We start from the raw sequence: 12282 nt of genomic DNA on the forward strand, positions 1-12282 counted from the left end.
AAAATCACGGGATTTTCCAAACAAAATTGTCCAATCCGAGAAAAAGAACGGATTGGACAATTTTATAAGAGGATTTTGCAGAGGTCTCAACAGGTGAAGAGAAAGAGGGGAGGGCAGGCGGCAGCTGTTATTTTATCTTTGAAATTTGGGAGGAGGCGATAAATGATAAATAATGACCGTAAATTTTGTTAGATCAAAAGTTTATATTATTTTTGCACAAGAACGCTAATCGATGTTTTATTTCGTTTTTGAGCGGCGAAAAGAGAAACTTCAACAAAAGCTCGCTACCGATAAACCCGACAACACCGATGTCATCGGTCGATATGCATTTCTCAAAACGTTTTCCCAACTTATTCATGCAAGACAATCAGATTTACGACTATCTCTTATCTCACGGAGTCAAAGGCTCTGTGCAGCGTGTGGCGGTGATGAAGTATTTGCTCGAACATCACACCCACCCCTCTGTCGATGAAATCTACAACGACTTGGTCAGAAAATTGCCCACCCTTTCAAAAACGACCATTTATAATACGTTGAAACTCTTCGTGGATCAAGGCGTCGTTCGCATGCTTACCATTGATGGTAAAAACGCGAACTTCGACGGCGACACTTCCGAGCATGCCCACTTCTTTTGCTTCGGTTGCGAAAAAATATATGACATACCGCAGTCGAAAACGAATTGCGAGCAAGAAATCTCTTTGCCCGGTGGGTTTAAGGCAGAGCAGACGGAACTCTATTATAAAGGCTATTGTCCGGCTTGTCTGACAAAACGAGATTGCTGATGCAATCTTCGGCCTTGTATGGGGATAGGCATGTTCTGAATTGTGATGAACTTGGATAAATTGTGAATGTTTTCAGAATAATGCCGATTGAATCGAAAACCGAGAATTTGACCATTTGAAAGTGACGGCTAAATGCCGAATATACAAGGGGAAAGTTCGGTTGATAGTATGCAGAGTGATATGCCGACATGAGAAAAAAGCATTTTTTTGAGTCCGAAAATAGTATATGTGTCGTTATAGACGTGTTTTTTTTCGAAAACATTTGATGGGTTTGGAAAAAATACTAACTTTGCAAGTGAAAAAGCTAACTAATTCAATTTTAATTTTTATGACTATGAAGTTTAAAACTCTTTTTGTGACAGCTCTTGCAGCCGTTACGCTTGGTGCTTCTGCACAAAATGACAAGCCCAAGTACGAATTTAACCCCTATTGGTCAGTTCAGCTCCAAGGTGGTGCAGGTTACACGGTTGGAGGTGCCGACAAGTTTACCGACTTGATCACCCCCGCTGCTGCTGTTTCTGTTGGCTATCGTTTTGCTCCGGCAGTCGGTGCTCGTCTCCATCTCAGCGGATGGCAAGGCAAAGGCGGTTGGGATAAGGGTACTCAAACCTATGAATGGACTTATGGCCAGGCCGGTCTTGATGCAGTTGTTGATCTTTGCTCGATCTTCAAAGGCTACAATCCCAATCGTTGCGTGAACGTAAACGCCATCGTTGGTCTTGGCTACATCCGTGGTTTTGAAAATGACGATGCCATGGCTTGGAACAAGTCGGGCAGCAAACCCCAATTCCGCAATCTTTGGAATGACAACGTGGATCTTCTTGCCGGTCGTGCCGGTTTGCAAGTAGACTTCCGTCTTAACAAGCGTCTTTCTTTGAATGTTGAAGGTCTTATGACGGCTACCGGTGAGAAATTCAACTCTAAGAGCGGTGACGATATGGACTACCTCTTCAACGCTTTCGGTGGAGTGACCTATCGTTTTGGCAATTTCGATGCAGAGCCTGTTAATACTTATGTACCTGCTCCTGTTGTGCCTGCTCCTGCTCCCAAACCTGAGCCTGCTCCCGCTCCCAAACCCGCTCCCAAACCTGCTCCTGCTCCCAAACCTGCTCCTGCTCCTGTTAAAAAGGAACTCACTCAGAATGTGTTCTTCCAAATTAACTCTGCGAAGATCTCTGCAACTGAGCTCATCAAGGTGAACGAAGTAGTGGCATTCCTCAAACAAAATCCCGAAACCAAGGTGGCTATCACGGGTTATGCAGACAAGGGAACCGGTAACGCTACGATCAACAAGCGTATCTCCATACAACGTTCTAACGCTGTGTTCAAAGAACTCGTTAAGCAAGGTATTGCTGCCGGTCGTATCATGAAGGATGCTAAGGGTGACACCGTACAGCCTTTCAAGAACAACGATGACAACCGCGTGGTAATCTGCATTGCCGAATAATTGCAGTTTCTTGATATAAAATAAAGTAAAGAGTCCGATTTATATCGGGCTCTTTTCTTATGCTTGGGGCGGATTATTTCTGTCGGAGAGGTGTGAGGACTGCGGTGAGAGTGAAACCGATGAGAGAGTGAGGCGAATGTCGAAAAGAGAAAAACCGGAGGAGCGCGAAAAAAGAATTCTTGTTGAGAGAGCCTTCTGTTGGAGTGTGAAAATGCTTTTTGACGATTTTGGGGTGCGATTTCTGTCCGAAGCGTAGCCGAAATCGTTCAAAACGGCTGTGTAAATGCTATTCCTTTCCTCAAAAACTCCTTCCTTCAAAAAAGTTTCCTTATCTTTGACGAAGATAAAGGGCGGATTTGAAAAAGTTTTCTGCTTGAAAGAAAAGGAATTTCATCTTTGAGATAGAAAGATGATCGAAAGGAAGAAAAGACGCATATCGGTCGAATCTCCGATAACGATAACTCCTGAATAGACTAAACAGAGAAAATTCAAACATAGAATATGAAACAAGCTACTGGAAAATTGGGTGTCTTATGTGTCGGTCTCGGTGCTGTCACCTCCACTTTTATAACGGGAGTCCTCATGGCTCGAAAGGGGCTGGCCAAACCGGTGGGTGCCATGACGCAGTATGACAAAATACGTGTAGGCTTCGGTGATGCCGAAAAGTACCTCAAATATGATGAAATCATTTCTCTTGCTTCATTGGACGATCTCGTTTTCGGAGCATGGGACGTGTATCCCGAAAATGCTTTTGAAAGTGCTGTTAATGCCGATGTGCTTCGTGCCAAAGATATTATGCCGGTAGCCGACGAACTGAAAGCGATTAAACCCATGTCGGCGGTGTTCGACAAGCGTTTTGCCAATCGTCTTGATGGCGATAATGTGAAGCCCTTGAATAACCGTTGGGAGATGATGGAAGCGATACGCGAAGACATCAGAAGGTTTAAGAAAGAAAACGGCTGCGAGCGTGTGGTTGTTTTGTGGGCTGCTTCCACCGAGGTGTATGTGCCGGTAGATCCGGCAGTGCATCATCGGCTTTCGGATCTTGAAGCCGCGATGAAGGCCAATGATACCGAACGCATTGCCCCTTCCATGTGCTATGCTTATGCGGCTTTGGCGGAAGGAGCACCTTTTGTCATGGGAGCACCCAATACGACGGTAGACATTCCTGCCATGTGGGAGCTGGCCGAACAAAAGCAAATACCGATTGCCGGAAAGGATTTCAAAACCGGACAGACATTGATAAAGAGTGGTTTCGCCCCCATTATCGGCACACGTTGCTTGGGGTTGAACGGTTGGTTTTCCACCAATATATTGGGAAATCGTGACGGATACGTCTTGGACGAACCTGCCAACTTCCGTACAAAAGAAGTTTCCAAACTCTCAACCCTCGAAAGTATCCTCGTAGGTGAAGAGCAACCCGATCTCTACGCAGATTATTACCACAAAGTACGCATCAATTATTATCCTCCGCGAGGTGATGACAAAGAAGGTTGGGATAATATTGATATATTCGGGTGGATGGGCTATCCGATGCAGATCAAAATCAATTTCCTCTGTCGTGATTCCATTTTGGCCGCTCCGCTTTGTTTGGATCTTGTATTGTTGATTGATGCTGCCGCCCGCGACGGTCGCTATGGCACGCAGCGTTTCCTCAGTTTCTTTCTCAAAAGTCCGCAACACGACTATTTGCAAGGCGAAGTTCCCGTCAATCATTTGTTCAAGCAATACGTCATGCTCAAAAACGCCATTCGGGAAATGGGAGGCTATGAGCCTGATGAAGCAATGGACTAAGCGAGTTCTCCTCAAAAAAAACGTATTATGTTATTTTTTGTGTCTGTGAAGAAGATATTCAAAAGAAATGCGTAAATTTGTTCGCTGTATAAAATAGATGTGTGGGGTTGTTTCTTTTGAGTTGAAACTTTTGTAATCTCGCACCCGAAACGACAATAATTATCCGAATATAACTTTCTACGCAATGAAATTCGTCATTTCCAGCAGTCTCCTTTCTCAGCGGCTTCAAACTCTCGGACGTGTGATCGCCTCAAAGAACAGTATGCCCATTTTGGATAACTTTCTTTTTCAAATCGAAAACAATCGTTTGACGCTCACTGCATCCGATAATGAAATTACCCTTCGCACCACCATTGAACTTGTGGAAAGCGATGCCAATATTGACTTCACCGTCAATGCCAAAACCATTCAGGAGGCCATCAAGGAAATCCCCGAACAGCCCATGGAGTTTGTGGTCAGTCCCGACAATCTCGAAATCACCATACATTACCAGAACGGGCATTATACGCTCATGGGAATGAGTGCGGAGGAGTATCCTTTGGTCAAGGAGCTTGAAGGAGATATTTCCAGTTTGGTGATTGATGCACAGCGTTTGTACGGCGGTATCAATCGTGCCTTGTTTGCTGCTTCCGACGATCCTTTGCGCCCTGTGATGACCGGCATATTCTTCGACTATCACTCGAACGGCCTCTCCATCGTTGCCTCCGATAGCAGAAAACTGGCTTGTACCCGTATGCTCGACTATTCCATCGACGGCGCAACGTCGTTCATCTTGCACAAGAAACCGGCAACGATCATCAAAGGTATTCTTCAAAAAGAAATCGGTGATGTTTCGGTGCATTTCACCAAACGCAATGCGACCATAGAGAGTGAAAACTATCGCCTTTCTTGTCGTCTGATCGAAGGAAACTTCCCCAATTACAACAGTGTCATTCCGCAGAGCAATCCCAATCTCGTAACCGTCAATCGCGGTGCGATGATTTCCGCTTTGCGTCGTGTGCTGATTTTCTCCAATATCGGAAGTCCGCTTGTGAAGCTCCACATCGAACCCGGTCGTGTGGTGCTTTCCGCACGCGATACCGACTATGGCCGTTCGGGAGAAGAGTCTTTGCTTTGCGAATATGTAGGCATGCCGATGAACATCGGCTTCAAGGGAACCTTGTTGATGGATATGCTCAACAACTTAGAGGGTGAGGAAATCATCATCCAATTGGCCGACCCCTCGCGTGCAGGTGTCATTGTGCCATCCGTACAGCAAGAGAACGAACATGTCCTCATGCTCCTCATGCCCATGATGCTGAACGAGTAGACGCTGCGAATTTAACATCATCGTGTTTTTCTCAGTTTGATCTCCGTTTCAATTAGCTCTCAAAATACATCGCAAACTCGGCCGCCCGCCCCGATTGGTTTCTACTGAAAGGGGAACGGTAGATTTTGCGATGTATTTCATATTGAAACAGCCGATAGCAAGACAGTTGTGCTTCATCGTATCTTGACTTGCTCTCTCTGTCTTTATCTCAATCGGTCAGCGGTCTGTATGATACAATAATATCTTATAAATAAGGTTTCCTTTCATCTTCTCAAATGCCGGACACTGCGAGCTGCTCACGGTTTCACGGCGAAGACTTATTTCGTTTTATTTATGCAAGGCAAACACATCGTTCTCGGTATTACGGGCAGTATTGCCGCCTATAAGGCTTGTACCCTCATTCGTCTGCTTGTCAAGGCCGGTGCGGAAGTACAAGTGGTCATCACCCCTTCCGGCAAACAATTTATCACCCCTCTCACGCTGGCGACGTTGAGCCGAAATGCCGTGGTGAGCGAGTTTTTCGATCGTAATGACGGCTCTTGGCATAGCCATGTCGATCTCGGTGTTTGGGCAGACCTCATGCTTATTGCTCCGGCTTCCGCCTCCACGATCGGAAAAATGGCACATGCCATAGCCGACAATATTCTTCTCACCACTTATTTGTCGATGAGAGCCCCCGTCTTTGTCGCTCCTGCCATGGACTTGGATATGTATAAGCATCCTTCCACCCAAGCCAATATCGAACGTTTGCGTTCGTTTGGCAACCACATCATCGAGCCGGCCGAGGGGGAGTTGGCCTCGTCGCTCGTCGGCAAAGGCCGCATGGAAGAACCCGAAGCCATCTTTGAATATATTGCTCAATATTTTTCCTCCAACGAATCCACGTCCGACTCATCTTTCTCCGATGCCGTTTCCTGCGCTTCTTCCGATGTTTCTTTGTCTGACGTTTCCTTTTCTTCCCCGATGAGTGGTTCTCGCAAGAAGGTGCTCATCACCGCAGGGCCTACTCATGAGCGCATAGACCCCGTCCGATTTCTCGGCAATCATTCTACCGGCAAGATGGGTTTTGCCCTTGCCGAGAGCTGTGCACGACAGGGTTGGGAAGTGGAATTGGTGACCGGCCCCGTTCATCTTTCCTCAGATCATCCTCTCATTCGGCGCACCGATGTCGAGAGTGCCATTCAAATGCACGAAGCGGCCATCCGCATCTTTCCCGATTGCGATGTCGCCATTCTTTGTGCTGCCGTGGCCGATTTTATGCCGAAACAGGCGGAAACTACAAAAATCAAACGCGAAACCACCGGCGAATGGAGTATGACGTTGGTGCCTACGCCCGATATAGCTCGCGAACTCGGCCGCCTCAAACGCTCCGATCAACTTCTGGTGGGGTTTGCTCTCGAAACGAACGACGAGCAGAAAAACGCCCATGAAAAACTGCAACGCAAAAATCTCGACTTCATTGTGCTCAATTCCTTGCGCGACAAAGGAGCCGGTTTTGGCGGCGACACCAATAAAATCACCATTATCGACGCCGACGGCACCGAACAGCCCTATCCTCTGCAAAGCAAGCATGCCGCGGCCGATGAGATCATTCGCCATTTATGCAAAAAACTGTCTTGATTTTTCTTTGTGCGCTTTGTGTATTGGGCTTTGTTCCGCTGATGACAAAAGCGCAAGAGCTCGATGCCCGCGTCACGATCAATCATCAGCAAGTACAAGGCACGAGTACGGCCGTTTTCGACAACTTGAAGCAATCGCTTTCAGAGTTCATCAACGATCGGCAGTGGACAAATCTGCAATTTCGCCGCTCCGAGCGCATCTCCTGCTCGTTCAATCTGACCATTCAAAAGTTTGACGAAACCGACCACCGTTTTGAGGGCGTACTCACGGTCACCGCCACTCGTCCCGTTTTCAATTCCTCCTACACTACCACCATGTTTTCCACGCGCGACGGACAATGTGTGTTTCGTTTTCAGGAATTTGACAAACTCGAATTCAGAGCGGACAACATCGACAACGATCTCACGGCCATCATCGCCTACTACGCTTATCTCATCATCGGCTTCGACCTCGACACCATGTCGCCCAAGGGCGGAACCGACGCCTTGCAAACCGCACTCGATATTTGCAACAATGCGCAATCTTTGTCGTTGTCGGCCAAAGGTTGGAAGCCTTTCGACGACGGCAAGAACCGCCATGCCATTGTCAGCGACTGTTTGGACGGAGCCATGGAACCTTTTCGCCTCATGCAATACAAGTATCACCGCGAGGGACTTGACGTTATGGCCGAAAACTCCGAGCGCGGTCGTGTCGGCATCACCGAAGCCTTCGACCTCTTGGCAAAAGCAAGAGAGAACAAAAGCATGAGTATGCTGCCGCAGTTGTTTTGCGAGTATAAGGCCGATGAAATCGTCAATATCTACAAAGGAAAGGCCACGCAAAAAGAAAAAGATACGCTCATTCTTTTGCTTGGAAAAATCAATGCTTCAAAAAACTCCACTTGGTCAAGAATTAGAAATTGATTTATGCTCACCACACTTCACATCAGCAACTATGCACTCATTGAGCATTTGGAGCTCGATCTGGCGCAGGGTTTCAGTGTCATCACGGGCGAAACCGGCGCCGGTAAAAGTATCATTCTCGGAGCTTTGGGGTTGCTGCAAGGCCAACGTGCCGATGCCAAATCCATCAAGAGCGGTGCCACGAAATGCGTCGTAGAAGGCGTATTTTCCATTAAAGGGCTGGGCGTGGAAACCATTTTGCAAGATGCCGATGTCGATCAAGACGACGACACGCTCACGGTGCGGCGCGAAATCACGGCGGCCGGCAAGAGTCGGACGTTCATCAACGACACCCCCGTCACGCTCTCTCTGCTTCGAGAGGTAAGCATGTTGCTCATCGATATTCATTCTCAGCATCAGAACCTCCTTCTTTCCCACGAAACCTTTCTCATCGACACCCTCGACAGCGTTGCCGGCAATGCCGCTCTTTGTTCCGACTATGCCGAAGCCTTTCGGGCATATACCGCCGCTCATCAGGAGTTGAAGATGTTGCAGGAGAGCGTTCGCAAGCATGCCGAAGAACAGGAGTTTCTTTCTTTTCAACTGAACCAACTCGATGAAGCCCGCCTCGACGCCGACGAACAAGCCGGGTTGGAAGAAGAAAGTGCAACCCTTTCTCATGCCGAGGACATCAAAACCGCTTTTTGTCAAGCCGCCGCCGCTTTGCAGTCCGACGAGTCCGATGTGTCTTCCGCCCTGCGCAGTGCCGCCTCCATGCTTTCGGGTGTGGAGCGATACATTGCCGCCGCCGGCGATTTGGCCGACCGCCTCACCAGTGTGCGCATAGAAGTCGAAGACATTCTTTCCGATGTGGAGCGTAAGGCCGACGACACCGAATTCAATCCCGAAAGATTGGCTTTTGTCAATGACCGCCTTTCCACAATCTACGCCTTGCAGAAGAAACACAAGGTCGACACGGTGCGAGAACTGTTGGAGATTGCCGACGATTTGCGGCGCAAACTCGATGAAATCGAAAATGCCGACGATCATCTCCGACAAGCCGAAGCTGCGCTCCGCGAAGCACACCGACAACTCAAAGCCGTCGGCGAACGTCTGACGCTTTCTCGTCGTCGTGCCGCCGTCGAAGTGGAGCAGTCCCTTGTCGAACGGCTTCAAAATCTGGGTATGCCCCATTTGCAGTTGGCGTTTGAGTTCTCTACTCGTCAGCAACCCGATCGCACGGGCTACGACAGCCTGCGCTTCCTCTTTTCGGCCAACAAGAAAGTTGCCCCTCAGGATGTGGCACAGACGGCTTCGGGCGGTGAAATCGCAAGACTCATGCTCGCCTTGAAAGCACTCATCGCCGAAAAGAAAAACCTGCCGACAATCATTTTCGACGAAATCGACACCGGAGTGAGTGGCACAATGGCCGAGCGCATGGGGCTGGTCATGCAACAAATGGGCGCCAACGCACAAGTCATCTGCATCACTCACCTTCCGCAAATCGCCGCTCTTGGCTCGGCACACTATCGCGTTCACAAACAAGAGAGCGAAGCCGGCACCACCTCCCACATCGTGCCGCTCTCTTCCGAAGAGCGCATCGACGAAGTGGCCAAAATGCTGTCGGGGGCAGCAATCACCGAAGCCGCATTGGCCAATGCGCGCGAATTGCTGGGACATTTCCGCTGATCGTTTCCGCTTTTCCCTTTTTTCTTCTTTTTGATCATAGGTATAAACTTTTGCACCACCCATTCATGAAAAAAATACTCTTCCTCCTTTTCCTGCTTCCGTTGATGCTCACCGCTCAGAAAGCTCCCGATGCCAACAAAGCCGTTGTCAATCTCATTGCCTACGACGAAAAGGGCGATGTCTTGCATTCCGCCTACGGCTATTTCTCTTCGCCCGACGGCGAGATCATCGCGCCGTTTCACGCCTTCAAGGGCGCGGTGCGTGCCGAGATTGTCGATGCCGCCGGTCGTCGTGCCGTTGTTCGGCGCATTCTCGGCGCGTCGAGTTTGTACGACGTGGTGCGGGCTTCTACCGACATTCCCACCAAGAAACTCCCCTTCCTCTCTCCTTGCCCGACGCCGGGCATCATCGGTCAGAGCGATATTTGGCAAACGTTCTATACCAACAACAAGAAAGAGAAACCCCTCGCCACCTCCGTCGTGGCCGTCGATGCGTTCGACAGCTATGCTTATTACACCATTTCCACGCCCAACGAAGAGCGTTTCGTCGGTTGTCCCGTGGTCAATGGTGAGGGCAAAGTCATCGGACTGATGCAGAAAAACATCACCAAAAACGCCCTCACGGCCTGCGCCGTCGATATTCGCACGGCCGATTCGCTCGCCGTCACCACTGCCGCCGTGTTCAACAGCGACCTCAACGACATCAAGATACCGAAACAAATCCCCGTCGCTTCCGAGGCAGAAGCCTTCTCTTATCTCTACATGGTGTTGCGTTCGGCGACCGATTCCGTGTTGAAAACCACCGCTGTTTCCGATTTCATGGCGGCCTATCCCGACAACACCGACATCTACGGCGAAATGGCCAACTATCATGCCGCCCGCAATCGGTTTTCGGCTGCCGATAGCACCTTGCGGAAAGGCATCGCGCGCGGCGGAGACTTTGTGGCCGATCTCTATTTGTTGCAATCCGAGCTCATGCAAGGCAAGGTGGAACGCATGGGCACGGAGGTGTACCCTTCGTGGAATCTCGAAACGGCACTTGCCGCCGCCGAGAAGGCCTATTCGCTGCAACCCCGTCCTCGCTATCTTTTGCAACAAGGCACGGTGCTCTATGCCCTGCAACGGTTCAAAGAGGCGCATGAGAAGTTTTCGCTCGTCAATCGTTCGCCGCTCGCCAACAGTCGCTCGTTTTTGTATGCCGCCATGGCTTTGGAGAGCGACAGCGGCGATGTAGCCTCAATCGTGACTTTGCTCGACAGCGCCGTGGTGTATAGCCCCAAACCCTACACGCAGGAAGTGTTGATCCCTCTCTTCAAACGTGCCAAACTGCTTGCCTCCATGGGCGACTTTCGCAAGGCTGCCGCCGACCTGACCGAATACGAGAAAGTGGCCGGAGTCGACAATCTCAATGCCTATTTCTATTTTTGGCGGAGCGAGATCGAGAAAAACGGACGCATGTTCCAACAAGCTCTCGATGACTTGACGACCGCCGTGTCTGTTGCCAAAACTTTGCAGGACAAGGAAACTTATCTCACGGAAAAAGCCTTTTTGTATCTGCAAGTCAATTTGCCCGATGAGGCAGTCGCCACTGCGCGGGAAGTGTTGAAGCTGAATGCCGAAAGTGCCGATGCCCACAAAATCATCGGCGTCGCCATGGTGGAGAAGAAACAGAAACGAAAGGCACTCGAACACTTCAAGAAAGCGCAGGCTTTGGGCGATGAAAACGCCGCCGAACTCATCGCGAAATATAAGTTGCGCTGAACCGCGGACAAGGATAGAAAAACATCTTCTTTTGCGCCCTTCCGATAGCAACGACACTCTTCCGCCGACAAGTACTGAGGTTTTTTCGGTGCTTCCGTGGCAAGGTGTTTCGCGCTTTTCTTCCGCGAAGGGAGCGAAGAGGGAGAAACAACGGTGTCGCCAAGGACGTTTTCCGAATTGGGCGTTTTTTTTCCGAAATCCCTTATTTTTCCCCTGTTTTTTTGTTTTTGCCGTTTTGCCTCCGCTAAATCGTCTATCTTCCTGATTTTCTGCATTTTTCTTGCGAAGGCAAGTGAAGGCAAACTTTTAGGGGATTTTTCAACAGGCTGAAATTCAAAGTCTTCCGGTGAAGGCAAAAAGCTTGTTTCCTTTCACTTACTTCCGCTAAGCAGCGCGTGAAAACCGCATTTGTCGAGGGTGTGAAGGCAAAAAATCAATGCAACGATTTGTCTGTCAGGTTGTTGGAAATCCTGTTTTTATTTTGCCTTCACTTGCCTTCGCATGAAATGGGTTGATATTCAGTAATTTGTCTTGTTTTGCGAAGGCAGTGAAGGCAAAAACTAATGACAAGGGATACGCGCGTGCGCGCGAGGGAGGAGAAAATTGTGGCATCGACATGCACCGAAAGTAGCACTTCCTCCGAGCCGGAAAAAAATATCTCCAATGTAGAAAATTCTATCTCCAATGCCGATTTTTCTATCTCCCATGTTTTTGGGGAGAGTGGTGTTGTGAGGGTGGGGCAGAGAAGAGAGGGAGCGGACGAAAGGTGTGGGCAGTCTTTGGTGTTGGCTGTGTTTTGGGAGATGCAAAGATGCAGACTTCGGAAAATGACATTCCCACTTTTCGTTTACCACTCGAAATGATGCTTTGTTTATTTTTTTTAGTCTTTATTTGGGAGAAAGAGAAAAAGAAAATTATATTTGCACTAAAATTGCACATATTGTTATCTCCATCGTTTTGAGTATCATGCGATTTTCGACCGGACTGATATTTAGCTGTC

8 protein-coding genes are annotated in these 12282 nt (G+C 48.9%); all 8 read left to right on the forward strand.

Annotated features, from left to right (window positions below):
• The first annotated feature begins 356 nt into the window (after nucleotides 1-356).
• The 8 genes from EII14_RS07485 to EII14_RS07520 all read left to right on the forward strand — a co-directional run bounded on the left by EII14_RS07485 (nucleotide 357) and on the right by EII14_RS07520 (nucleotide 11282).
• On the forward strand, nucleotides 357-782 hold the full coding sequence (locus EII14_RS07485; protein ID WP_124931921.1) for a Fur family transcriptional regulator: 426 nt from the start codon (nucleotides 357-359) through the stop codon (nucleotides 780-782).
• Between the two features lie 334 nt (nucleotides 783-1116).
• Nucleotides 1117-2229 (forward strand): OmpA family protein, encoded by a 1113-nt coding sequence (locus tag EII14_RS07490; RefSeq protein ID WP_124931922.1) that lies wholly within the window; start codon nucleotides 1117-1119, stop codon nucleotides 2227-2229.
• Between the two features lie 501 nt (nucleotides 2230-2730).
• A complete protein-coding gene (locus EII14_RS07495) occupies nucleotides 2731-4023 on the forward strand; it encodes an inositol-3-phosphate synthase (RefSeq protein ID WP_124931923.1) in 1293 nt (430 codons plus the stop codon).
• Between the two features lie 184 nt (nucleotides 4024-4207).
• Nucleotides 4208-5332: a DNA polymerase III subunit beta gene (gene dnaN, locus EII14_RS07500; protein ID WP_124931924.1), complete on the forward strand. Its 1125-nt coding sequence runs from the start codon at nucleotides 4208-4210 to the stop codon at nucleotides 5330-5332.
• 333 nt (nucleotides 5333-5665) lie between these two features.
• Entirely contained in the window at nucleotides 5666-6952 is a 1287-nt protein-coding gene (locus EII14_RS07505; RefSeq protein WP_124931925.1) for a phosphopantothenate--cysteine ligase family flavoprotein, read from the forward strand.
• Nucleotides 6934-7854, forward strand: a complete 921-nt coding sequence (locus EII14_RS07510; RefSeq protein WP_124931926.1) for a DUF4835 family protein — start codon at nucleotides 6934-6936, stop codon at nucleotides 7852-7854. The genes EII14_RS07505 and EII14_RS07510 overlap by 19 nt, the downstream gene beginning before the upstream one ends.
• A gap of 3 nt (nucleotides 7855-7857) precedes the next feature.
• On the forward strand, nucleotides 7858-9522 hold the full coding sequence (gene recN / locus EII14_RS07515) for a DNA repair protein RecN (protein WP_124931927.1): 1665 nt from the start codon (nucleotides 7858-7860) through the stop codon (nucleotides 9520-9522).
• Nucleotides 9523-9587: 65 nt separating this feature from the next.
• On the forward strand, nucleotides 9588-11282 hold the full coding sequence (locus tag EII14_RS07520; RefSeq protein WP_124931928.1) for a tetratricopeptide repeat protein: 1695 nt from the start codon (nucleotides 9588-9590) through the stop codon (nucleotides 11280-11282).
• Nucleotides 11283-12282 lie beyond the last annotated feature (1000 nt).

Source organism: Alloprevotella sp. OH1205_COT-284, assembly GCF_003859795.1.
Classification (GTDB): domain Bacteria; phylum Bacteroidota; class Bacteroidia; order Bacteroidales; family Bacteroidaceae; genus Alloprevotella.

Bases quoted from the DNA above. Each gene is read 5' to 3' on its own strand.
- EII14_RS07485 (WP_124931921.1), top strand. From the start codon at position 357: ATGCAAGACAATCAGATTTACGACTATCTCTTATCTCACGGAGTCAAA.
- EII14_RS07490 (WP_124931922.1), top strand. From the start codon at position 1,117: ATGAAGTTTAAAACTCTTTTTGTGACAGCTCTTGCAGCCGTTACGCTT.
- EII14_RS07495 (WP_124931923.1), top strand. From the start codon at position 2,731: ATGAAACAAGCTACTGGAAAATTGGGTGTCTTATGTGTCGGTCTCGGT.
- dnaN (WP_124931924.1), top strand. From the start codon at position 4,208: ATGAAATTCGTCATTTCCAGCAGTCTCCTTTCTCAGCGGCTTCAAACT.
- EII14_RS07505 (WP_124931925.1), top strand. From the start codon at position 5,666: ATGCAAGGCAAACACATCGTTCTCGGTATTACGGGCAGTATTGCCGCC.
- EII14_RS07510 (WP_124931926.1), top strand. From the start codon at position 6,934: ATGCAAAAAACTGTCTTGATTTTTCTTTGTGCGCTTTGTGTATTGGGC.
- recN (WP_124931927.1), top strand. From the start codon at position 7,858: ATGCTCACCACACTTCACATCAGCAACTATGCACTCATTGAGCATTTG.
- EII14_RS07520 (WP_124931928.1), top strand. From the start codon at position 9,588: ATGAAAAAAATACTCTTCCTCCTTTTCCTGCTTCCGTTGATGCTCACC.